Source organism: Paenibacillus sp. EB106-04-04-XG159, from assembly GCF_058791835.1.
The window spans coordinates 1-25413 of the sequence record NZ_JBYTDY010000032.1 but is presented as its reverse complement, the minus strand read 5'-3'; the positions used below and the strand labels follow the sequence as shown (position 1 = coordinate 25413).

The 25413-nt window shown below is 46.8% G+C and carries 17 protein-coding genes; 12 read left to right on the top strand and 5 right to left on the bottom strand.

Annotation, left to right across the window (positions count from 1 at the left end; all coding sequences use genetic code 11):
- The first annotated feature begins 542 nt into the window (after positions 1 to 542).
- The 10 genes from AC3WTP_RS22955 to AC3WTP_RS22910 all read left to right on the top strand — a co-directional run bounded on the left by AC3WTP_RS22955 (position 543) and on the right by AC3WTP_RS22910 (position 15286).
- A complete protein-coding gene (locus AC3WTP_RS22955) occupies positions 543 to 1934 on the top strand; it encodes an ABC transporter substrate-binding protein (RefSeq protein WP_492396944.1) in 1392 nt (463 codons plus the stop codon).
- Between the two features lie 418 nt (positions 1935 to 2352).
- Positions 2353 to 4530, top strand: coding sequence for a dockerin type I domain-containing protein (locus AC3WTP_RS22950; protein WP_492396943.1), 2178 nt, complete (start codon positions 2353 to 2355; stop codon positions 4528 to 4530).
- A 38-nt stretch (positions 4531 to 4568) separates the two neighbouring features.
- Complete coding sequence (locus tag AC3WTP_RS22945; RefSeq protein WP_492396942.1) at positions 4569 to 5714, top strand: cohesin domain-containing protein; 1146 nt, start codon at positions 4569 to 4571, stop codon at positions 5712 to 5714.
- Between the two features lie 27 nt (positions 5715 to 5741).
- A complete protein-coding gene (locus AC3WTP_RS22940; protein ID WP_492396941.1) occupies positions 5742 to 6929 on the top strand; it encodes a cohesin domain-containing protein in 1188 nt (395 codons plus the stop codon).
- Positions 6930 to 6982: 53 nt separating this feature from the next.
- Entirely contained in the window at positions 6983 to 9682 is a 2700-nt protein-coding gene (locus AC3WTP_RS22935) for a dockerin type I domain-containing protein (RefSeq protein ID WP_492396940.1), read from the top strand.
- Positions 9683 to 9745: 63 nt separating this feature from the next.
- On the top strand, positions 9746 to 11065 hold the full coding sequence (locus AC3WTP_RS22930) for a sugar ABC transporter substrate-binding protein (protein WP_492396939.1): 1320 nt from the start codon (positions 9746 to 9748) through the stop codon (positions 11063 to 11065).
- A gap of 166 nt (positions 11066 to 11231) precedes the next feature.
- Positions 11232 to 12107: a carbohydrate ABC transporter permease gene (locus AC3WTP_RS22925; protein ID WP_492396946.1), complete on the top strand. Its 876-nt coding sequence runs from the start codon at positions 11232 to 11234 to the stop codon at positions 12105 to 12107.
- A gap of 25 nt (positions 12108 to 12132) precedes the next feature.
- Positions 12133 to 12954, top strand: a complete 822-nt coding sequence (locus AC3WTP_RS22920) for a carbohydrate ABC transporter permease (protein WP_492396938.1) — start codon at positions 12133 to 12135, stop codon at positions 12952 to 12954.
- Between the two features lie 27 nt (positions 12955 to 12981).
- A complete protein-coding gene (locus tag AC3WTP_RS22915) occupies positions 12982 to 13977 on the top strand; it encodes a zinc-dependent alcohol dehydrogenase (RefSeq protein ID WP_492396937.1) in 996 nt (331 codons plus the stop codon).
- A gap of 199 nt (positions 13978 to 14176) precedes the next feature.
- On the top strand, positions 14177 to 15286 hold the full coding sequence (locus tag AC3WTP_RS22910; RefSeq protein ID WP_492396936.1) for a hypothetical protein: 1110 nt from the start codon (positions 14177 to 14179) through the stop codon (positions 15284 to 15286).
- A gap of 76 nt (positions 15287 to 15362) precedes the next feature.
- Here AC3WTP_RS22910 and AC3WTP_RS22905 read toward each other — a convergent pair whose 3' ends face one another.
- Complete coding sequence (locus AC3WTP_RS22905; RefSeq protein ID WP_492396945.1) at positions 15363 to 16214, bottom strand: SDR family oxidoreductase; 852 nt, start codon at positions 16212 to 16214, stop codon at positions 15363 to 15365.
- Between the two features lie 225 nt (positions 16215 to 16439).
- Between AC3WTP_RS22905 and AC3WTP_RS22900 the strand changes: the two genes are divergently transcribed.
- Complete coding sequence (locus tag AC3WTP_RS22900) at positions 16440 to 19742, top strand: OmpL47-type beta-barrel domain-containing protein (RefSeq protein WP_492396935.1); 3303 nt, start codon at positions 16440 to 16442, stop codon at positions 19740 to 19742.
- 67 nt (positions 19743 to 19809) lie between these two features.
- On the opposite strand, the gene phnE (AC3WTP_RS22895) is transcribed toward AC3WTP_RS22900, so the two are convergent.
- The 4 genes from phnE (AC3WTP_RS22895) to AC3WTP_RS22880 form a co-directional block, all read right to left on the bottom strand.
- Complete coding sequence (gene phnE, locus AC3WTP_RS22895; RefSeq protein WP_492396934.1) at positions 19810 to 20613, bottom strand: phosphonate ABC transporter, permease protein PhnE; 804 nt, start codon at positions 20611 to 20613, stop codon at positions 19810 to 19812.
- A complete protein-coding gene (gene phnE / locus AC3WTP_RS22890) occupies positions 20610 to 21401 on the bottom strand; it encodes a phosphonate ABC transporter, permease protein PhnE (RefSeq protein ID WP_492396933.1) in 792 nt (263 codons plus the stop codon). The genes phnE (AC3WTP_RS22895) and phnE (AC3WTP_RS22890) overlap by 4 nt, the downstream gene beginning before the upstream one ends.
- Complete coding sequence (gene phnC, locus AC3WTP_RS22885; protein WP_492396932.1) at positions 21398 to 22171, bottom strand: phosphonate ABC transporter ATP-binding protein; 774 nt, start codon at positions 22169 to 22171, stop codon at positions 21398 to 21400. The genes phnE (AC3WTP_RS22890) and phnC overlap by 4 nt, the downstream gene beginning before the upstream one ends.
- 101 nt (positions 22172 to 22272) lie before the next feature.
- Positions 22273 to 23202 (bottom strand): phosphate/phosphite/phosphonate ABC transporter substrate-binding protein, encoded by a 930-nt coding sequence (locus AC3WTP_RS22880; RefSeq protein WP_492396931.1) that lies wholly within the window; start codon positions 23200 to 23202, stop codon positions 22273 to 22275.
- Positions 23203 to 23363: 161 nt separating this feature from the next.
- Here AC3WTP_RS22880 and AC3WTP_RS22875 point away from each other — a divergent pair, with 161 nt between their 5' ends.
- Positions 23364 to 24950 carry a bifunctional metallophosphatase/5'-nucleotidase gene (locus AC3WTP_RS22875; protein WP_492396930.1) on the top strand — a complete coding sequence of 529 codons (1587 nt, stop codon included), beginning with the start codon at positions 23364 to 23366 and terminating at the stop codon, positions 24948 to 24950.
- The last annotated feature ends 463 nt before the right edge of the window (positions 24951 to 25413 follow it).

Sequence of the window (25413 nt, the reverse complement as noted above, 5' to 3'; positions counted from 1 at the left end):
ATTAGCTCAGTTGGTAGAGCACCTGACTTTTAATCAGGGTGTCGAAGGTTCGAGTCCTTCATGGCTCACCAGTTTATTAAACAAACGCATATGTTTATATCTAAGGTATCTACAGTCAGTTTTCGACAGGTGGATACCTTATTTGCGTACTGAATTTCATATATTTGATGTGTCAATAGCTTCACGAATCGACAGGATTATGAGAAAATGGATCTAATCATTTCTACAGAATATCACTACATCTTCGATAGCCTCATTCGCAACCATAGAAGCCCTTCAGAACTATAACTACAAGATTATGAATCACAAGATTAATTGCTAAACCTCCTTCAATATCTACTTCATGATCTAACACTTGTCAGCAAAGGATTAGCCATAACCTTTTATGTTTAAAAGCTAGATAATAGGACAAGCCTGAGAAATGAATGATTAGCTTAAAAGATGTCCAATTTTTAAGATTTGATTTTTTTTAGGAATCGCTTATTATAGATACATACTAGATATATACTAGAAAAGCAGTTTTGGTTGAAGGAGGTTAGCTGATGGAAAGTAAACCAAGCCGTGTCACATTCAGAAAGAGATTGGACGACATGGTTGCAACCCTGCGGGAAGATATCGTTACTGGCAAGAGAGAAGTGGGCGAATATTTACCTTCGGAGGTGTCGTTAGGCGAACAATTTCAGCTAAGTAAAAACTCGGTTCGCAAAGGGCTGGATATACTGGTAGCTGAAAATTTAATCCATAAAGTGCCGCGAGTAGGTAATCAAGTGTCGAAACCTGTAGAGGAAGGCTTGGTTACCATTCGATTTGGATATTATAAGAGCCTATTGGAAGAAGCCGCCTTAATCCGATTATTGGCTGAGTTTCACAAGGAGTATCCGCATATTCGGGTAGAGATGGTGCCAGTACCATATGATGATTATTACGATACGGTGTCAGAGTATCTGAATCAAGATCTGCTCGATGTCGTATCCATCAATAATAATCACTTCCAGTCCTTTATCGATGAAGAGGAGAGCGGAGTCATGGAGCCGCTGGCTTCCAAGCCAGACCTTTATTCCTTTATTGCCAATGCATTTCAACATGATGATCTAATTCTTGCTCGACCGCTCATTTTCTCCCCAGTTGTGCTTTGTTATAATCGCGATCACTTCGTAGAGAAAAATGTTGCTGAACCAGATAGCAGCTGGCAGTGGAAGGACCTGATGGAGGTTGCAGCACAATTAACGGATGATCAGGGCAGATACGGCTTCTTTTTTCATCTGATATCAGACAATAGATGGCCGTTATTCCTGCTGCAGAGCGGAATGAACATGAAGCGTGACGAGAATGGACAAGTTCATCTTTGCGATACAAAATTAATGGCGAGCATGGGCGTATGTCGTGATCTAGCATCGCAAAAAGGTATATTTCCAAACTTGCTGTCGGAAAAGGATGAGGACACCTTATATCTGTTTCAACAAGGTAAGATCTCGATGATTTTATCATCCTATTTTGGCTTGAATCATATTCGCAATATGGATTTTTCGTTTGATGTGGCGCCTGTCCCTTATCTACACGACTCCAAGACACTACTTCTCACCATTGGGTTATTCGTAAATCGGAGATCCAAAGTAAAGCATGCAGCCAATACATTTGTAGACTATATGACCTCTTATAAGTCCCAACTTCTGATCCGTAAACAAACGCTTAGCATACCAAGCGACAAGAAGGCTGCTGAATGGACTGGGCAAGAGGATGTGAAGTTTGCTCGGCCAAGCCGGTTTTATATGTATCGTGAAATTGTTCCCACCTTCCGCTTCTTTACAGAGCTCCAGATGAAGACCAGAGAAATGGCGTTATTTCGCAATGAAATGAGGCTTTATTGGTCAGGTATGGAGGATGAAAGCTCGGTATGCGCTCGACTTGAACAGCTGTTGTCTAATTCTGTGTGACATTTAAACATAGCAGTCTGAGGGTAAAAGAATAGTAAGCGCTCGCAACGATAAGAACCTTTGCACCTACTACAAGAGTAGGTGCAAAGGTTCTTTTTTATTATGTGAATGATGTGAAATATAAGCAACGATTCGAGAGTCTATAATCTGTCCGTATATGAGGAAGCATTGACAGATGTTAGGAAAGTCACTAATATAATAACCAAATATATATACCAAATGTATACTACAAAACAAACGGTAAAAGGAGGTTGTATCCTAAAAAAGACAATATTAGACATCATTAAGTACCAGATGTATTCTACAGAATTGGCATTGATTAAAGGGATGATCTACCATCACACTTTAATGAGATGAAGGAGTGGTCATTATCAATCGTATGATTCGAAAACCGATCGTTTGGTGTCTGACATTAATAATGCCATTATCCATTTTTCTGGCAAACACAGGGAAAGTGGAAGCTGGCACAGCTTCTCCGACATTCGGTCAGCCAGTGGATCTTGGTTCTCCAATTCAGCAGATTAGCATTTTTGACAGCGCATACAATCAGGTTGATGGCAAGGATTACTTATATACCACTGTGAGTGGTAAGCCAGCGATGTTCAATGTGATCAACCTAAACACATATGAAATTGTAAAATCATTACCGTTAGCCGGCAGCGAGCAAGTCTGGGTACATGAAGCGGACTCGTATGGAAACGTATACATCGGTTCAACCTCTAACTACCTATATCGCTATGATTCGGCTACTGGAGTCCTTGAAGAGCTGGGAATGCCTATTCCAGAGAAAGAGCAAATCTGGTCGATGACCATTGATGAAAAAGGCAATGTGTACGGAGGCACTTATCCAGGAGGAAAGGTGTTTAAATACGACCCAGTGCTTAAGCAGTTTACTAATTTCGGCAGCGCAGTTGAGGGGCAGAAGTACGTTCGATCTCTTGCTTATTATGACGGTTATATATACGCGGGAACAGGCTCAACTGGACACTTGATCAAGATCGATCCCAACAATGGCAGCAAGACGGAGGTGCCGTTGAAGGAACTGCCGGGAGTCACTGATTATCCATTTGTTTATAATCTCGATGTGGCTGGAGATTACTTGTTCACTCACTTATCAGGTGGTTCCATTAACAAGCTGATCGTGTACGACCTCGTAAAGGGGCAATGGCTTGATGTGGTCATTGAAGGATTTAATGGGGTGCAAGTATCGCCGGAGATGAACAACAAAGTTTATTTTCTGCAGAATCAAAAGCTTGTATCTTTCGATCTGACGACTCATGAGATTGCTGACACTGGAATCAAGCAGACCATGTCGATGAAAGATGCCGGTTGGGTAGGATCCGACGCTCAGGGCAAGAAGCTGGCTAGTATTCAATTCAATGGCATTGTCACAATGATGCAGCCTGATCAAGGCGTACGCGAGGAGCTGTACCCGATTGTCGAAGGTCAATCCGCTCCGCTGCACACCTTGGAGAAGGGGCCTGATGGAAACTTGTACATGAGTGCCTATCCTAGCGCAAACGGTGCTCGCTATAATCCGACGACGAAGGCACGTGAGCTATTTTACATGGATCAAGCGGAGAGTATGGGGGTATTCGGAGATAAGCTGTATGTCGGAATCTATCCCAAGGCTCGGATCTATGAATTGGATCCTAATAAGCCGCTAGTGAAGGACAGTAATCCCGTGTACAAGTTTAGTATCGGGGAAGGTCAAGATCGACCTTATGTAACTACTACGGGAGATGGAAAAGTATTTTTCGGTACTGTCCCAGAATATGGTGAGCTTGGTGGAGCGTTGGTTATTTATGATCATATGTCTGTCACCACCGTTACATATGAACAACCTGCGACAGTAACTTCGGTTACGTACTCGGTATATCGGGATGTTGTTCAAGACCAGAGCATCGTCGGTCTGGCTTACCGTGACGGCAAGGTGTACGGTTCAACCTCAATCCATGGCGGACTTGGAATTGATCCGTCAGCGACGGAAGCCAAGATGTTTGTCTGGGATCTAGCAAGCGGTACGAAGCTATTGGAGGTAACACCGAATCTTAGCTCAGCTAGAAAAGCACCTACAATGATCAGCGGATTGACTTTTGGTCCTGATGGACTGCTCTGGGCGGCAGCGGATGGTATCCTGTTTGCGGTAGATCCTGAAACATTAACTGTGGTGAAGGAAAAGGCCGTGTATCCAGATGTGCAAAACTATGGGATGTGGAAGCCTGTTCATTTACGGTGGGGTAATGATGGGCTGCTGTATACCGATCTAAACAGCAAGATTACGGTGTTAAATGTGAATACGATGGAGGTCGTATACTTCGGTCCTAACACAGGATATATGACTCTAGGTGACGATGGTCATATCTATTACACCGAAGGAACTCGATTGAAAATGATACCTGTTCGAAGTTCTGGATCAGAAGTCAGCCCAGATGTGAACGGCGATGGCAAGGTCAACCTGCTGGATGTCGTGATGGTGGCCCAGCATGTAGGTTCTCCGATAACGGAAGCGACGGCTTATCTGGATATCAATGGAGATGGGACGATAAACATAGCAGATGTAGGACTAGTTGCGATGACCATGATGGAAGGGTAAGTACTTTACGTTACGGATAAGGAGAGGGGATATCTCGAATGAAACGGATGCGATTCGCAATACCAGTGATGGTGCTTTGTCTGATTCTGACGACAGTTGTCCCGCTAGGTGCATTCGCCGCTGAGCGAACGGAGGCTGCTGCTGGCAGCATTAGCCTACAGACGGAGACGAAGGCTGCAGTGAAAGGCAAAAAGGTGAAGGTTAAGGTTGTTGTTCAGAATGTAACCGACTTGTATGGCCTTCAATTCCGAGTAAAGTATGACTCTTCTAAGCTAAAGCTGGACGAAGTCAAACTGCAAGGAGGGTACAGCGACTTCGGCGGCAAGAAGGTTGACGAAGCGAAGGGGACAATATTGCTGCCGATGCTAAGACAGCAGTTGTCTGACAAGTCGAGTCATCCAAACCTTAAGGTTGCAGAGCTTCGCTTTACAGCGATAGAAGCTGGCGATGCAAAAGTGACTTTAGAAGAGTCTAAGGCAGTTTCAAGCGAGACTTATATCAATGAAGCTGGGCTGAAGGATCTGAAAGAGATCGCGATGACGAAACAAGGCGACTTAACGATCAAGATCAATAAATCCAATAAGCCGAATGATCCAACTTCAGAAGCTGAAGCCTTGCTGGAACAAGCGAAGGAGCTGCTGGAGGAGCGCAATACGAAGGAAGCCTATGACATCGTGATCAAGCAGCTTTCCAAGGGAATGAAAGGTTTTTCTAAAGATGAGCTTGCGCAATGGAAGGATCTAGGTCAACAGCTGCTGCAACAGCTTCAAGAGAGTATCACGCTGACAGAGGATGCATCCGTTCCAGCTAAGATGATGGTTGATGAATCCTTGAAGACGGCGCTGGACTCGATAACTGAACTCATCAAGCTGGCTAAGAAGAATGATCTCAAGCTTTCTACGGATAAGAAATTCCGTTTACAGCTTACCCAAGATGGCTCGGATGCCATGAAGACACTGAAGCTTACACCTAGTCAAGTCAAATTGCTGAAGCAGCATGATATGTCTCTCATCGTGCAATGGATTCTAGGTGATGCATCATCGCATAAAGGGTCGAATCATAAGCTGGGAGTTTATAAGTGGAATGAAAAAACCTCTGAATGGCGCTATGTTCGTGAAGCCAAGCAGACGAAAGAGATGTTTGAGCTTAAGCTGGATGATCCAGGCCTATACATGTTGCGTTGACTTGATCAAAGTTAAGGGGGAAGTCTATTGAAAAAGTTGCAGCAAAGCTCAATGTTGGTCCTTGCTATTATGCTCATGATGACGATGGTGTTCACGACTGTTGGGGCTTCAACGGTAAATGCAGCTGGGGGAGTTATGCAAACGGTAGAGCTCGATGTTCGAAATGCTGGATTTGAAGAAGATCTGGTGGGCACCGTCATACCGGGCTGGAAGCCTTGGTGGGAGCCTTATGAGAAATCGTATTATGAAGTGACCACAGAGCGCGCCTATTCAGGGACGCACAGTGTGAAGTTTACAGACACATCTACTACACAAGGAGCTATTCTTCAAAGCGATCCGCTGCCTGTAACACCAGGGGTTGAATACACAGCTTCAGCCATGATGTATCTGGAAGAACCGACGGTTGCAGCAACGTTATTGCTTCGCTTCTATGATGAAAATGATAAACAAGTAGGAGAGTCGCTGTTTCATTATAGAAATCCAAAGGGAGAATGGTTCAAAGCAGAAGTAAAGGGTGTTGCTCCTGCAGGGGCCAAGTATGCGGCGGTATTCCCTTCATTAAGCAATTTTTTCACAGCAGTAGCCTATTACGATGACTTTAAAGTGACCTATCAACAGGAAGGCATGTCTCTAGCTTTGCAAGCTCCGCCTTATGCTGTTCATGGACAGTCCTTGACCGTAAAGCTGGCTGTTGATCAAGCTAAAGATCTGTATGCTGCCGATTTGACACTAGGCTACGATCCAGCTGCATTAGAAGTAAGCCAGGTAGAGCTGGATCCTGACTTCCTGAATGGACACGAAGGCTTCCTGAATTGGAAGGACCAAGGAGGGAAGTTAAAAATTGTAGCTTCTCAACTACAGGATAATTCGGTAAGCGGCAATAAAGCCGTCGTGAAGGTGACGTTCAAGGTGTTGGGCAATAGCGGCAATACAACGCTCACTATTCATAGCGGCTCGACAATTGCTTCTTCCAAAGCGGCAACAGATGCAGATCTTATCAGATTGACAAGTGATATCAAAGCCCGCGTTAGCATCATGCAGGATGAGGGAGATTTGAACCGCGACGGTGTGGTCAATCTAGTCGATCTGGTGTTGATCAGCAAGAACGTTGATCGAGCGCTTGATAGTTCCATTCAGCATTATGATCTCAATGGCGACGGCAAGCTTGATATCACTGATGTCGGCCTGGTAGCCCTCAAAGTTATGAAAAACTGATGTTCATGCCAAGAGTGATTGAAGTCAGGACAACCTTTTTGAGGAGGAATATGATGCATAAGAAGTTGAAGAAATGGATGATCTTATCGCTCGCGTTCTGTTTAATCTCTTCAGTGGCGTTATCGTTCGCTACACCAGCCGGAGCGGCGAGTGAGGAGTCTGTTCTCTTTCAGGGAAGAGCATATGGACAGCCAATCGATATGGGTGTTCCTATATCCAGAGTATCCATAAGTGATGCGGTCATCGGTAAAGAAGATGGGATCGATGTAGCGTATACGACCGCCAACGCGGATACGGCTATATTTAATGTCGTGGATATTAAGAATAACAAGCTGCTTCGTTCATTTCCACTGACCGGTACGCAGCAGAGCTGGAGACATGTGATTGCGCCTGACGGAACCGTATATATTGCAGGGATCACGACTAGCTCACAAACTAAGGGAGACCTATGGAGCTACTCGCCTGTATCCAAGACGGTTCAGAATCTTGGTGAACCTATTAAAGGAGAAAAGTCGATCTGGACATTGACGACGGATGAGAAGGGAAATGTATACGGCGGAACGTTCCAGAACGGCAAAGTATTTAAGTATGATACCGTGACCAAGCAATTTCGCGATTATGGCAGCATGATAGCTGGACAGGAGTACGTTCGCTCTATTGCCTATTATAAAGGCTATGTCTATGCGGGAATTGGGACTAAGGGTGATGTTGTTCGGCTGGACGTGAATACCGGAGATAAGCAAGTCATTTCACAAGATGTTGCAGGCATCCTTGGCGTTGCGGCTAAAGATGTGCCATTCGCCTATGACATGGCTGTTGTCGATGATTTGCTCGTCGTAAAGTTCGGCGATCCGCTGATGACACTGCTGTTCTATGATCTGGAAGCGAAGCAATGGTTGCCGCATAAGATTGGCAAGACGATTAACGGTGTTACAGGCGCAGGAGTGTTTTCCTTCAACCAATTGGTGACGCACAATAATAAGCTCTATATACCAGCTAATGGCGCTGTCACTGAGGTGGATCTGGAAACCTTCGAAGTCAGAATGACGAATATAAAGTTTGGCTCTTCATTTAGAGGAGCGGGATGGGTCGAGCCGAAGGATTCAAGTGCAGGAGGACCATCCTTCGTCACGATGAAATCCAATGGTGAGCTTAGTTTCTTCAATCTAGCAAACGAGACGCGCACGGATTATCCATCTGTGCTGGTAGGACAGCCGAATCCAATTCACAACATTGAAAAAGGCCCTGACGGCAATCTCTATATGTCTGGTTATCCGGGCGGCTTGGGTGCCAAGTTTGATCCACGTACGTTGCAGAACACAACCTTCACGTTGGAGCAAGCCGAAGGCATGATCGCCTACGGAGATGATATGTACTTCGGTACCTATCCAGGCGGTAATGTGTATAAGGCCGATACGACGCTTCCAACGCCGCAGGCAGCAAAGGTATTTCAGATCGGAGAGCTGCAGGATCGCCCTTATATTATGAAGGTGATGGAAGATAAGCTGATGATCGGCACGATCCCGGATTATGGGCAGCAGGGCGGAGCGCTTACGATCTATGATCCTGCGACAGGAAAACACGAGGTATTCCGCAATATCGTACAGAATCAAAGTATTGTCGGTCTAGCATACAAGGATGGATTGATATACGGATCAACGACTGTGCATGGCGGACTAGGAATAACGCCGACGGAAGGATCCGCCAAGATGTTCGTGTGGGACGTGAACAAGAAAGAGAAGGTAACGGAGTTCACCCTGGACATCCCAGGACTCAGCAATCCGCCGATGATTAGCGGCTTGTCCATCGGACCAGACGGCAACGTATGGGGCGGAGTCAACGGCATCGTGTTCAAGCTAGATCCGAAAAGCTATGAGGTTATTGACTATAAGAATATTTACCCTGACATCAACAACTACGGCATGTGGCGCCCATATCATCCACATTGGGGCAAGGACGGACTCTTGTATTTCGATCTTGCTGACCGTATAACGGTCATTAACCCTAAGACGATGGAGCATGTTCGTCTAGTGGAGGACAGCATCGAAGTGAAGTTTATGACGCTCGCGGAAGATGCAAATGGCAATGAAAATATATATTACGCCGATGCGAGCAACATGGGTAATCTGATGATGATTCCGATATCGGATGTGGAGTATGAACACGCAGGTAAACTGAATATCACAGCGCCTGCTTCCGCAAGTAAAGACGAGGTCATATCCGTGGGGCTTCATATTGAACAAGGATCCAATCTATATGCCTTCAAAGCAAAAATGCTCTACGATCCGGAGAAATGGAAGGTAGTTGATGTGAAAGCATCAGCCGGGTGGAGTGACGGTTTCCTGACTTGGGAGGATGAAGCGGGCGTCGTTACAATCGTGGCATCACAATTGAAGGAGAGCAGCATCAACGGTAATGTTCAGGCAGCAGAGATACTGCTTCAGCCGATAGTGGAAGCGGGAGAATCCGTATTTACGCTGAAGAAGGAGTCCGAAACGATTGCAATCGATGGGGATGTAACAGGACAGATTCATAAGCTTAATGAGGATCGAACTGCAGCGGTATCTATCGGAGTAAAACGTCTTCCAGAGGATATTAACGGAGATAACAAGGTCGATCTGCTCGACTTGATGCTGATTGCGAAGCAGGTTGGACTTGAGCTTACAAGCAGTAATCGCCATATGGACTTAAACGGAGATCAGCGTATCGATGTTACCGACATGGCGCTTGTTGGACTTAAGCTCATGAATTAATAATGGTTTTACCAAATGTAATTCATACATCAAACTATGAGAGACGAAAGGGATGGTCTTGCAATGGCAAAGAAGTCTAGTATGTTATTGGTTTCCTTAATGTTAGTATTCAGTACCCTGCTTTCCGCTTGCGGCGGCTCTGGTGATGCACCAAAGTCGGAGTCACAGCCTCCTGCTGCAACAGATTCGAAGGGCACTACGGATGAAGGCTCAAAGGACAAGAAGCTTTCAGGTGAAATCACAGTCTGGGTACATCCATATGTAAGTGAAGATAAGAAAGATCAGATGAATCAAGTTTGGGACGGAATTATTGCATCCTACAATAAGAAGTATCCTGATGTGAAGGTTAATATGGAAGAGATTCCTTGGGCAAACCGGGAACAAAAGATATTAACTGCACTGGCAGCTAGTAATGGTCCGGATGTATTCTATCAGATCTCTGACCAGATTCCTCAATTCGCGAGCAAAGGAGTACTTGAGCCTTTCGGCAAATATCTCGATGACGCTGATATGCAGGATTTCACAGCGGGAGCATTGTCAGCTGGTCAATACAATGGTGAACAGTATGCACTGCCAGTTCTGCAAGAATCACAAACATTGATCTACAACACAGATATCATTAAAGAGATCGGTGAAGATCCTAACAAGCTGCCTACGACATGGGAAGAGTTTAACGTATGGGCAGAGAAAGCTGCTGCAAAAGGATATTATGCCCGCGACTTTGGCGGCGGTAATGCTTGCTGTAACGCGACCTTGTATCCGATCCTCTGGCAGCAAGGCGGAGATGTGTTGGATAAAGACGGCAACGTTATCTTGAACAATGCCGAAGGTGTTGCGACATTCCAGATGATTAAAGATATGTATGACAAGAACTGGATTCCGAAAGATTCCATTTCCAATGCGGATCAATTCCCTGAATACTTGGCAGGCAAGATGATGGCGATCTGGGGCTCTGGCTACTCCATTAACGTGTTGAAGGAGCAGAACCAGAATTATGTGATCGGCACACCGCTGAAGGGTAAAGAGCTGTCCAGCTTCGGTACCGTCGGATTGTTTACAGTACCATCTAACAGTAAGAACAAAGAAGCAGCAATCGAGTTTGTTAAGGAAATCACATCAACACAAGGCCAGCAGGAATTTAACAAGCTGACGAACTATATTCCAACTCGTAAATCTGCAACAGGTATCTATGACGGCAATGAAGAGATGAAGAAGTTTGTTGAAATTACTGAGTATACAAAGCCTGGTGTTACAAGCCCGGTAGCTCGTACCATTATGCCAAGAATTCAAGCTGAGATCTCTGCTATGCTTGAAGGCACGAAGACGCCGCAGGCTGCCGCGGACGATGCTGCGAATGCCATTACGGATGAAATGAAGAAGTAACTGAGCTTACTTACTGCAACGTAATAAGGTACAGGATTCATCGCTATAACCATAGCGATGAATCCTTCTTATTGCGATACTAACTGAATCGTAGGTGATTATTCTGAATAACTCGAGTCTGCAACTTTCAGCTGCTACTAATCGTTCCAACAGGCTCAGCTCTCGTATTTTTAATGAATTTAAACGCAATGCTTTCATTTATGTATTCCTTATTCCGATCTTGATTCACTTTGTCGTGTTTCAGCTATTTCCGCTTGCATTCAGTTTTGTATTAACCTTTATGGACTGGCCTCTCATTGGAACTCCTGAGTTCATAGGTTTAGATAACTGGCAATATTTCTTAACCGATAAGCTGGCGTGGAAGTCAATCTGGAATACGTTTATGTTTTCCGTTTACTATATTATCCCTACCATGGCTCTTGGATTAGGACTTGCATTATTAGTCAATTCCGGTGTCAAGGGAGCAGGGTTCTTTAAAGGGCTCTATTTCCTACCGGTAGTTACATCGTTCGTTATTATATCTGGAATCTGGTCTTGGATGTTTAAAGGGACTGAATACGGAGTCATTAACTACTTTCTTAGTTTCTTTGGAGTAGATACGCAGCTGTTCTTCTCGAACTCCAAGCAAGCGCTGCCGTTAATGGCCGGTTTAAGTATCTTTAAAGTGTGCGGAAATACGATGGTCTACTACTATGCAGGCCTCAGATCCATTCCATCACATCTGTATGAAGCTGCTAAGATCGATGGAGCATCAACCTGGACAACGTTCTGGAAGGTAACTTTCCCACTTCTTCTTCCGATCCATTTCTATGTGGGAATTATGACAACGATCGGCGCATTCCAAGTATTTGACTCTGCCTTCTTGATTACGAACGGCGGACCAAACTATGCGACAAGCACGATTGTGTACTATCTGTATGAGCAGGGCTTTACAGGATTGCGATTCGGTTATGCCAGCGTGTTGGCATATGCATTATTCTTCATTATATTAGTGATTTCCCTGATACAGAGAAAATACCTCAACAAAGAGGTTACCTATTAGAGCCACCTAGAAAGGAGGAGGAACATTGAAACTCTCCGTGCCGAAACGTATTTTTCTTTATGCATTACTCATTGCATTTGGTATCGTTCTCTTCTTTCCATTTGCAATGATGATATTAGGGTCATTCCAGAAGGTAGAGGTCGCGTTGGCAGATCCACTGTTCTGGATCCCGACCGAGCCTACGCTATATAACTATGAGCGAATTATTGGGAGAAGTTCCTTTACAACATGGATTAAAAACTCATTGATTATGACCACAATACCTGTCCTATCGCAGATTATATTGTGCTCTGTCTTGGGATATATCTTTGGTAAAAAGAAATTTCCAGGCAGTGAGTTTTTGTTCTGGATGATGATGGCTGTTGTCATGGTACCAAGTCAACTGCTTATCATTCCAAAATATATCATGTTTAGTGAATTTGGCTGGATTAACACATATGCCGCTATCATTGTACCTGAGTTGTGGGCGATTATGGGAGTATTCCTTATCCGTCAGTTTATGATGACGATACCGAAGGAACTGGAGGAAGCAGCCTATATTGACGGCGCGAATGACTTTAGGATCTTCTTCCAAATTATGCTGCCGCTTGCTATGCCTGCAGTTGCAACAATCGGAACCTTTGCCTTTATATCCGGCTGGAACGATCTCTTTACACCGCTTATCTTTATGACATCAGAGAAGATGTTCCCGATTACGGTCGGTCTTGCATCAACCTTGACGAAAGAAGGAAACTTCGGTATTGAGATGGCAGGAGCTGCTTTATCGTTCATCCCAACCTTCTTAATCTTCATATTCTTCCAAAGATACTTTACTGAAGGTATTGCCATGTCGGGTATTAAATCCTAGTTTAGCCAATAGGAAGGGGATCGCGTCTTGAAGACATTAGTGGCAGTAGAGGGAAATGCGCAAACCATAGACGCGGCTGAGCCGATACTGAAAGAGCAGCATGTGCTGGTCGAAACGGTGTATTCCGCCATTAGTGCGGGCACCGAGATGACACTTCAGAAAAGTGCAGGTGCCGAGCCCATTGCGTTAGGCTATAGCGCGGCTGGCATTGTAAAAGAGGTTGGAGCGGGAGTAAGCCATGTTCATGTCGGGCAACGAGTGGCATGCTATGGAGCGCCATTTGTCAAGCATGCAGAATACCTGGTTGTCCCTAAGCATCTCATAACGCCGATCCCTGATCATGTGGACCTGCGTGAAGCTGCCTTCGTCGGGCTTGGGGCCATAGCGATTCACGCGCTTCGTCAGTCTCGCATGCAATTCGGCGAGAAGGTAGTTGTGGTGGGGCTTGGCATATTAGGTAATATCATCTGCCAGATTGCTAACGCAGCTGCTTATCATACGCTGGGTATTGATCTGTTGCCTGAGCGCTGTGATAAATTGAAGGAGCTAGGTATCGAACAGGTTTATTGCTCAACGAATGAGCTAGAGGCGGCGATAGGCAAGGAAGGAGCGGATACTGTCATCATATGTGCAGGAGGCCATGCTCCGGGTTTGATCGATTCTGCCTTTGGCTGGCTGCGGGATCGCGGCAAGATCATCATCGTTGGCGATATTAAGCCGGAATTCGATCGGGAAGCGATGTTCAGCAAGGAAGCGGAGGTGCTGATCTCCCGCGCTGGAGGGCCTGGTCGTTACGATCGCCAATATGAGGTGAACGGCCATGATTATCCTATCGGATATGTTCGTTGGACGGAAGGACGCAACGTTGCCGAGTTTATTCGCTTGCTGGAACGCGATCTGGTGCAGATCGAGCCGCTTATCTCGTCTGAATTTCCGATTGATCGAGCTTCGGAAGCTTACGCTTTATTAGCTTCGGCTCCTGAGAAGACGATTGGTGTCTTAGTGGACTTCAAGAGCTCATAGATTGTATCGGAATGCATCAACATGCAGCTATAGCTATGAGCTGAACGGATATAAACATTTTTTCACAGGGGCTATCTCTTTGGTCGATACTGACTGCGGAGACAGCCTCTCCATGTTTGCTGTTGGGAAGGTTCAGGTGCATCTTAGAGCTTCAGTTCATGGTTACAGCCAGCTGCAGCTACTCCAGGGGAGGATATCCATGAAGAAGATATGTTTATGTCTGATGTTCACGCTTATGGTGCTAACCGTCGGATGCGGTCGTTCTCCATCTGCACAAGAAATCGAGCTTGGGGACATGCACAATGGGATATTGCTGATCTATAACAATCAAACGCATGATGAACAATTGCATAAGGCTGTTCTTCAAGCGGCTATCCAGGGCAATACGAACGTTGTTCTCTTAAATCTTGATGAAGCAGAGGACCAAGCAAGTATTTCGAAGTATGTGACTGATCATGAAGAGGAGATTCAGACATATAAGGAGATTCGGGAACTAGAAGCAGGCTTGAAGCGTGTACGCGTTAATTCGGAACAGACTAGTTCAGAGGCAGATGCGGCTAGAAATGAAGTCATGATGGATTACCGGTTTGCGCTCAACATCATCAAATCTCCCGAACTGCATCCTCAGGATCTAGCTGAATTGCAGCGAATTATGGTTTCATTGGCCGAACGGCAGGAATTGAATAAGGATGAGCTGCTAAGGCTGCTTGAGCTTCAGCGAAAGGCGAGAATTGCGATACCGCTCTACAACGAAACCGATGGTGATCATGAAGCGGCTAATCTGCCGATAGTCAAGATCGTATATAACGACAATGTAATGAAGAGTGTTCGTTTCGGCCAAGAACCAATCCCTGCTGAAGTACGGCATGATGAGGAGCAATTGCAGCAATATTTGAATGAGCATGCGTGGTTGAACAAGTTTAATGATGACATCGATATGAGCGCGATCGAATCTATAGAAGATAAGTTGAAACGTAAAGAGAGCTTTGTCTTGCTGCTCTACGGCGATACCTGCCCGCACTGTCATAAATTGATGCCTTACCTGGATCAATATGAAGAGGACAAAGGCTATGAAACCATTCGCTTAAATATGTACCTAGAGAAAAATGCGATGTTTTATGCTAAGCTGGCTGCTGATCATCATTTTCCAGAATTGAAATGGTACCCGACACTGGTAGCTGTTGAGGACGGTCAAGCGGTAAAGGCGATCAATCCCTACGATTATGGTAAGACCGATGCAGCATCTCCGCTTGGCTATCAAATTGACGAAGCGATAATTCTCGACCTATTGAAGCAGTATGCTGAATAATATGGCAGAGTACAGGGTTGCCCTTTTGCGAAAGTCTGCAGAAGGACAACCTTTTTGCGTTTCAGGCGGAATTATTCTATGCAAATAGGTGTTTCTGAACCTGTTCTTCGCTCCATTTCCATAGGCGCGCTGCCAGCGCGGCATTTTGAGCTCGGGAGGATACTTTAGCACGTTTGCAATTTACGTAATAACCGCCGGTCTCCTGCGACACTTCGGGACTAGACGCCAAATATATAGCAGACTGAGCGCCTTGAAGCGGAGTTCGAAAGAATGGCTTTAACAGCTTATGTACGGTCTTGCCAAAGCCCGTATCGCGATTGACACCGATATTGGTTGCGACTGCTCCTGGATGGACGGAATTAACCGTCACGGAGGTATGCTGCAATCTGCCAGCAAGCTCTTGAGTAAACAGTATGTTAGCCAGTTTGGATTGGGCATAGCCTTTGGCTGGGTTATAACGCTTCTTCAAATTTATATTATCAAAATGAATGTTGCCTACCTTATGCGCTCCTGAGGACACATTCACGATCCTGCCTTGCGGTGCGTTGATCAAATGGTCAAGCAGCAAGCTGGTAAGCAAAAAGTGACCCAGATGGTTCACTCCAATCTGCGATTCATAACCATCGGCGGTTAATTCACGTTTGATGGCGACTACACCAGCGTTGTTGATCAGGACGTCCAGACGATTGTATTGTTCACGAAATGCTGAGGCGAATTGACGAATGCTCTTGAACGATGCGAGGTCACATGTCATCAGACGGATCTCCGCGCTGCGGCTCTCCGCTATTGCTCGCTGCAATGCCTCTTCACCGCGGCTTTTGCTGCGGCAGACCATCACGACGTGTGCGCCTTTCTTAGCCAGCTCTATCGTTGTCGCTAACCCCATTCCAGAATTAGCTCCCGTAATCAGTACAATTTTACCGCTCATACTGCTCATCGAGATTCCTCCATTTCTTGAATATGTAATGGATTGCGCCGTGAAGATGATCTTTCAATCTGGTATACCTTAGTTTATTTGAAATAGATGGGGCCTGCAAGAGCCTGCGGCAAAGTCAAAATCACCTATTTATTTACAAAACCATATCATTCTTGCACTCCATCTATATGTTAGAATATGGGTGAATTTCAATATCATCTGCATAGGAGGTAAGCAATGGTGATGCTTGCTAGATTCAAAGCTTCTTGGTTGAAGCTGCTCATGGTGCTTTCGTTAGCGCTGCCACTGCAAATGGGCTTATCGAGCGGGATGGACACGATCCATGCGGAAGGCCCCGCTGATCCGGCACCATTCATTGAAGCGAAGGTAGTCAATGAAAATGCGGGCAAAAAGGTACTGTTTGACAATACGCACGGGCAGACAGCAGGTGCGGCAGATTGGGTTATTGACGGCGGCTTTTCTGATTTTGGACATGCGCTGGCTAATGACGGTTATTATGTTAAGGAACTGCGCAAGGCAGGTCCATTCACCTATGATGACTTGAAGAGCTATGATGTGTTCGTCGTATCAGAACCGAATATTCCATTTAAACAGAGTGAGCAGGCAGCGATGGAGCAATATGTACTAGCAGGCGGCAGTATCTTCTTTATCGGCGATCACTATAATGCTGACCGTAACAAGAACCGTTGGGATGGCTCGGAATCGATTAACGGCTATCGCCGCGGTGCTTGGACAGATCCAACTAAAGGGATGAGTGCGGAAGAGAAGAGCTCCGTGGCAATGCAGGATGTGGTTAGCTCAGACTGGCTGGGCACCAAGTTCGGCGTTCGCTTCCGTTATAATGCGTTAGGCGATATAACGGCGAATCAGATCGTGTCGCCAACTCAAGCGCTTGGCATCACGGAGGGCGTATCTACAGTAGCGATGCATGCCGGATCAACTCTAGCGATCGTTGATCCGAACAAAGCAAAGGGAATCGTCTATCTTCCAAAAACAAATGAAGCGTGGCCGAATGCGGTTGACCAAGGAGTATATAACGGAGGCGGCATAGCTGAAGGCCCTTATGCAGCTATTGCGAAGGTAGGCGCAGGCAAGGCGGCATTTATCGGTGATTCCTCGCCGGTAGAGGATGCTACTCCTAAGTATCTGCGTGAAGAAACAGGCGCCAAGAAGACGACCTATGACGGCTTCAAGGAGCAAAATGACGGCGTGCTGCTCGTAAATATGGTCAATTGGCTGTCCACCAAAGAGAGCTATACGGGCCTGAATCAAGTGGCGGGACTTCAGCTGGATCAGCCGACGGCCCAGCTGCCGTTCGAAGCGCCGGAAGCTTCAACAGAGCCGCAAGCTGAACCTTGGGCTGCACCGGCAGCGGGCTATAAATGGTGGGATTCGTCAACATTCAAAGCAGGCTCCTACGGCAGCTCAGTCGTGAATGCGAACCCATCTTACAGCTTTGTGCATCAAACGCAGCTGCCGAATGCACAAGACTTCCAAATACGTGTGGCCATCGACAATCTGCCGCCTAACACGACGTTAACCGGTTATTCGGTAGGAATCTATCTGACAGGCGGCACGCAAGTGGCGATGATTCAGAAGGATGACGGTACATGGCCGACAACGCCGGGATACAGCGCGAACTTCAGCATGACCTCGAACAGCAAGGGACGCGCCATCAAGGATCTAACCGTCCGTATCAAGTCGGGTACGAATGGCGCAGCTAACCTGCGGTTGCGGCAAAATGGCAATAACTTGTACACGAAGAGTGTCACGATAGCCAACGTTCCTGCCGAACCGCTCCCGGATGAGGAGAATCCGATCCCAAGCAAGATCACGATCGGGGACGCTCGATCGAAAGCGGAAGGAACGGTCGTGACTGTGGAAGGCGTCATTACGACAGAACCGGGCGCATTCGGAGGTCAAGCGTTCTACATACAAGATGAGACAGGCGGAATATACGTCTTCCAGAGCCTAAGTGGCTTCCATCAAGGCGATAAGATTAAGATTACGGCGCCGCTAGCGCTCTTTAATACGGAGCTCGAGCTGGCTGATCCAGTCGCGATCGAGAAGATAGTTACAGCCGAGCTGCCTTCACCAGCAGCTGCAGAGTCTGTCAACGCTGACAATCAAGGTCGACTGATTGAGCTGAACGACGTGACGATTCGCAATATCATTACTGCGAATCCGGCAGGCTCATTTGAATTTGATGCGGTGAAGGGCAGTGTAAGCAATCATGTTCGCGTGGACGTTAGGACCGGTTTATCGCTTGCAAACTTCCCTTATCAGGAAGGGCAGACTGTGAGTGTTAAGGGGATAGCGGCTATATTCAAGGGCGTTTATCAATTGAAGCCAAGAGGCTTAAGCGACTTCACGGCCCAAGCGGATACAACGGCACCGACTACGACGATTGCGTTATCGGCGGAACCGAATGAGAGCGGATGGTTCAAGCAGGACGTGAGCTTTAATCTCACGGCGGTGGATCCAGAGTCAACCGCTGTCACGACCTATTATTCGCTTAATGACGGGCAGCCGATCGTATACAGCGGTCCGGTTGTTATTGAAGCTGAAGGTGTAACAACCGTGCAGTATTACTCAACAGATGCTGCTAATAACACCGAGGCGTTCCAGTCCTTGCAGGTGAAGCTGGATAAGACAGTACCATCGGCTATCCTTACTCAATCGGGGCAGGCCGTTGCGGATGTCGAAGAGACTGCGACACTTAGCTTCAACCTCAGCAGTTCTGATGATCTGTCTGGTGTCGCAACTGAGCTGATGCAGCTGGATGGTCAGACTATCAGCAGCGGACAGATCTTCCAAGCGGCGTCGCTCGGACTGGGAGATCATGTGATCCAGTATGCGGTAACGGATCAGGCAGGCAATCAAGCGTCAAACAGCTATACCTTCAAAGTGAAGGCAGCACCTGTGAAGCCGAATGCTACAGGGGTGCCGGGCAAGCCAGTGTTGTCCAGCAACAGCGGCCATGCTACAGGACTGCGCGACGGCAATTATACCGTTACGATGAATATGTGGTGGGGAAATAACGGCTCTGAGTTCAAGCTGTACGAGAATGGCGTGCTGATCAGCACACAATCGCTTGTCGATGCCTCTCCAAGCGCGCAGACCGCGCAGGTAGACATAAAGGGCAAGGCCAACGGAACATATACTTATACTTGTGAATTGACCAATGTCTTCGGAACGACTGCTTGCAGCCCCTTAAAGGTGACGATCACAGACGCCGCTCCAGGCAAGCCGGTATTATCGCAGGATAATTGGGATGGTGACGGACAATACAAGATTACGATGAATATGTGGTGGGGCACGAACGGGACGGAATACCGCTTGTATGAAAATGATCAGCTGATCGACTCGAAGCAGCTGACAGCCGTCTCCCCGAATGCACAGCAAGTTGTTACTGACATCGCAGGCAGAGCGCCTGGTGTCTATCAATATCGCTGTGAGCTCATCAATGCAGCGGGTGTAACTTCTAGTGCAATTATTACTGTTAAAGTAAAGAAATAAACTAAAAGGGACTGTCCTAGGTCACGATTCACAGGATTCATGACATTTAGGACAGTCCCTTTGGTTGTTATACGAGCTTTTTGCGGATAGCGCCCGATAATAGATCAATGGCGGTAATCATAATGATAATGCCCAGCAGGATGATGCCGACGCGATCCCAATGCCTTGTGCTGATCGCAAAGATGAGCGGTGTTCCGATTCCGCCTGCGCCGATGATGCCGAGAATAGTGGCAGAGCGAACATTGATCTCGAAGCGATACAGTGTATAAGAAAGGAAGCCTGGCAGCACCTGCGGAAGGACGGCAAACCAGAGCACCTGCATGCGGCTTGCGCCGGAGGCGATGAGGGCTTCAGTTGGCCCTAGATCCATGTTCTCCAGCTCATCGGCAAACAGCTTGCCAAGCATCCCGATCGAGTGCAGTCCGAGTGCCAGCACTCCGGCGAAGGAGCCAGGTCCAACGGCCACAATAAACAGAAGCGCCATCACGATCTCGGGGAACGTTCGGATAAAGCCGAGCACCATCTTGCCTGATGCGGACACGATTTTTGAACGGCTCATGTTCATGGCTGCCCAAAAGGCAAACGGAATACAGATGATGGTGGATACAAATGTGCCCAGCACTGAGATCGCAAGCGTATCAAGGAGTCCGCGCAGCAGGTCCTCACCGTCGGGCAGGTACACATAGTCCCAATCCGGAGATAAGATGCCGGAGAATATGGATTGAGAGATCTGCAAGGCGGTGTCCTTGAAGCCAACCAATGGAACTCCAGAGAAGGCCCATATGTATACGAGCAGCAGGGTTAGATAGATGAGCCAGCGATATTTGGACTTTTGCGGTTTCGGGACTATCGTGCTCCATGATTTCGTCATATTAACTTCTCCCGCAGCTTCATGCTAATATAGTCGATCAACAGAACAATAACGAGTGTAAACAGAATGATGACGGTAGTCTTATCGTATTCCAAGAATCCTAGAGTAACCTCATAATAATGGCCAATACCTCCTGCACCGACCAGACCTAATACTGCTGCTGCACGCACATTGATCTCGAATGTATAGAGCGTGTAGGAGATAAAGTGTGCGGTGATCTGGGGAATAACGCCGAATATGATCTTCTGTATGGAGTTTGCTCCAACGGCGGTCAAGGCTTCGAGTGGACCTTGGTCGATTGTCTCGAGCGATTCGTAGGTTAGCTTGGCGACGAGTCCGAGCGAGAAGATCGTAAGCGCGAATATGCCGGGCAGCGGTCCAATACCGAATATGGCGACTAATATGGCGGCGAGCAGCAGATCGGGAATCGTGCGAATCAAGTTCAGCACGAAGCGAACCGGATAGAAGAGCCAGCCAGACTTGGTGATATTGCTGGCAGACAACAACGCGACTGGAATCGCTAGAATAGCTCCGAACGTCGTTCCGACCAACGCCATTCGAATCGTATCGAGCATGGCCCCGACAATATTGTCGAAATAGCTCCATTTTGGCGGGAACATCTCAATCAGAAGATCAAGCATGTTCGGTATACCGGTAATAAGCTCGACAAGTGTGGACTCTGTCTGTATGGCGCTTGCCCAGAGCAGAATGAGAATGAAGGCGGCGGTGAAGTAATGCTTGAGCTTGCTAGGCGCCTTTGGACGTTGTACTTCCGAATGTCCGCTCATAGCGTTAGCTCCTCTGCCGCTTCTTCGATCTGAAATGCCCGCCCATATATTTGCGCAAATCGCTCATCCGTCGCTTCTGATACCGGGCCGTCGAACACGACTTCGCCTGCTCGCAGGCCGATAATACGGGTCGCATATTGCCTTGCTAAGGGTATGGAGTGCAGGTTGACAATCGTCGTAATATCGAGCTCCGCGTTGATACGCTTCAGGTCATCCATGACTTGCTTGGTTGTCAGCGGGTCAAGTGAAGCGACAGGCTCATCAGCCAGGATGATCTTCGCTTCCTGCGCCAGTACGCGCGCGATAGCGACACGCTGCTGCTGGCCGCCCGAGAGCTGGTCGGAGCGAATATATGCCTTCTCGACGATATTAACTCGATCCAGCGCTTCGAAAGAAATGTTGATGTCTTCTTTAGGAAATAGGTTCAATATCGTACGCAAGCTGGAGTGGTAGCCTACTCGCCCGGCCATCACGTTGCGCAGCACGGAGGATCGCTTCACGAGATTGAAGTTCTGAAAGATCATGCCGATACCGCGTCGGATAATGCGCAGCTGCTTGCCTTTTGCACTCGTAATAGAGGCACCGTCTATTAGAATCTCGCCCTCTGTAATGTCATGAAGTCGGTTAATCGATCGGAGCAAGGTTGATTTGCCCGCGCCCGACAAGCCCACAATCGCGACGAATTCACCTTTCTCAATCGTCAGATTAACATTTTGAAGACCCTTCGTTTCATTAGGATATACCTTAGATACGTTGCGTATTTCGATCATGCGCAGATCAGTCCTTTATAAGGTATCGTAAAGATAAGGATAGCCAGTACGAATGCGCTGTCCGCTCGTACTGGCTGATCACGTTTACACTTGTGGAAGGTCTATTCTGTTTTTACTTTTTTGCCATAGTCCCGTACGATATCGAAGATCTTGTCTTCCGATTTCACGTATCCTTCGTGGGTGTAGATATCTTTAATGATGGCATGGCCTGCTTCATCTTTGCCGATATCGATAAAGGCTTGCTGAATCTTCTCTACCCAAGCTGGATCCATATCGGAGCGGGCAACGACAGTATCGTTAGGGATCTTCTCTGTGTAGGTAAGTACACGCGTATCTTCGAATACAGTTGGATAGTCCTTCTTCACGACGTTGCGTGCATCCTGGAATATGGCTGCCGCATCGACATCGCCGTTCAAGACGGATATAACCGCCTGATCATGACCTTTTACAGTAACTGGCTGAACGTCTTTGAGAGGATCGAGCCCCTCGTCGAGCAGTTTGCCTGCAGGCCATACGAAGCCAGCTGAGGAAGTTACGTTCTGGTAGGCGATCTTCTTGCCTTTCAGGTCCTTTATTGATTGAATAGGAGAGTCTTTCTTTACGATGATCATAGCTTTATAGAAGTCAACCAATTCCTTAGTCGGAGCACCTGTTGCATCTTCGACGCCAAAACGCTGTGCCTGAAGGATAACGTTAGCTGCGTTCTTCTCTTTCGCTAATACATAGGCAGTCGGAGGCAAGAATCCGACATCAACTTTCTTGGAGGCCAGCGCCTCTATGATCGTATTGTATTCTGTAGAGATACTGACCTTAACCGGAATGCCGAGTTTGTCTCCGAGCAATTTTTCTAGAGGCTTTGCTTTTGCTTCCAACGTATCTGCCGTCTGAGATGGAACGAACTGAACATTAAGTGTTTCAGGAACATAGCCTTTAGCGGATGACCCCCCGCTGCTGCAAGCGCTGAATACTAGCATCGATATCATTAGGGGAAGCATCAATGCACGGAACTTTTTCAACCAGAATCCCTCCATTAACTTCTAATAATTGCCACTTGTCTACTGTATTAAAGATTTATTATCGGGTCATTAAGTCTAGAATAAAGAATTGTAAAAAATGTAATATTTCAAGTTATTACTAATAAAAGTGATAATATGTTTATATATTTGAAAGTTATGCGAAGGAGAATTGTCCGATGGTTAATGAGCACATGATGAGCTGCACGATTCTAGCGACGAGCGATATTCACGGCCATATATTCCCGACTGACTATCGTTCAGATGCGGAGCGCCCTCTTGGATTAGCTAAGCTGGCTTCGCTAATTAAGCGGGAGCGGGCTCTTGATTCTGAACTGCTGCTGATCGACAACGGCGATCTGATTCAAGGCACGCCGCTTGCTACCTATGCGGTTAATCATCATAGTGATGAGACGCTGCCCGTAATATCGGCGCTTAATGAGCTGGATTACGACGCTATGGTGATAGGCAACCATGAATTCAACTACGGCTTACCGTTGCTCGGGAAGGCGGTGCGTGATTCGAAGTCTCCGTGGCTGTCAGCAAGCATTTTACATGAAGGAACAGGTGCTCCGTTTCTAGGACAACCTTATATCGTGAAATGGGTTCAAGGACAAGTCAAGGTTGCGATTCTAGGATTAACTACGCATTACATCCCGAATTGGGAAGCTGCTGAGCATATTGAGGGACTAACCTTTAAGGATGCGCTTGAAGCTGCGAAAGCTTGGGTTGCGCACATTCGCAGCGTGGAAGCGCCTGATCTGATGGTGGTCGCCTATCATGGCGGCTTCGAACGCGATATGGAAACGGGTCATGCTGTTGAGAAGCTGACTGGCGAGAATCAAGGTTACGCAATATGTGCGGAGGTAGAGGGCATCGACGTTTTGATCACGGGTCATCAGCATCGGCTGCTTGCCGGTGAAGTAAATGGTGTATCTATAGTTCAGCCGGGATGTAACGGTCAAGCGATCGGGAAGATTGCAATTGACTTGGCAAGGACAGCCGATGGCTGGAAGGTAATTGCGAAGCAGCCACAGCTTATCTATCCGGAGGAAAAGACAGAAGCGGACGTATCGGTCATGCGGCTCGTACAGCAGATCGAGATCGAAACGCAGCATTGGCTGGATCAGCCGATTGGGAAGGTAGAAGGGGACTTGACGGTTAAGAGTGCACATGAATGCCGAATTGCGGCGCACCCGTTTCTAGCATTTGTTCATCAAGTGCAGATGGAGGCGACTGGAGCTCAGCTTTCTAACGCCGCGCTCTTGAGCGAGCACTCTCCTGGATTCCACTCTGATATCACGATTCGGGATGTGTTGATGAACTTTATATATCCCAACACGTTGAAAGTGCTGCGATTGACGGGGCGCGATATTCGGGCGGCGCTTGAGCAGTCGGCTTCTTATTTTGAACTGGATGAAATGGGACATATAGCGGTGAATCCCGCATTTCTTCGACCGAAAGCTCAGCATTATAACTATGACATGTGGGCAGGCATCGAGTATGAACTGAATGCTTCGCTGCCAGTAGGACAGCGTGTAGTGATGCTTAATCGTGAAGGCAAGCCTCTGGAGGATGATGATGTGTATGATGTGGTGATGAGCAGCTATCGTGCGGGCGGCGGAGGCGACTATGAGATGTATAGAGGGAGGCCGATCGTTCGTGAGATAACGGAGGATATCGCGGAGTTGGTCGTGGAATATGTAAATAAACATAAGATCATTCGTGCGGCATGTGATCAAAATTGGAGGGTGTATGCGAGATAACAGATGACGGATGATCCTATCTATTGGGAGAAACGTTGCCGTATGGTGGTGTTTATTATATAGATAGAATTTCACAGTTTATACTCTATTAAAGATTGAATTCGCAGCATACGAGGTTAAAATATGAATAAGATCATTGAAGTTTGATCATGGTTCATTGTATTATATAACAGTGAGCCCATAATGATAGAGGCGGCATTTAATAGAGATGAAATTCACGTTCCTAGTGGGTGTGGATAATATTTCTTCTTGATGTAGATGTCTGATCATGATACATTATGTCTCCGGCCAATTTATGATATAACGATGAATTGGTTGGTAAAAAAAACATGTTGCATTAATGATTGTTAATGTGATATATTAATTAAGTCGCCGCTGAACGGTGATGAAGAAAAGAAAGTAACTTACGAGTTACAAATTGTTCTTTGAAAACTGAACAACGAGCGAATGTTGAGTGAGGATG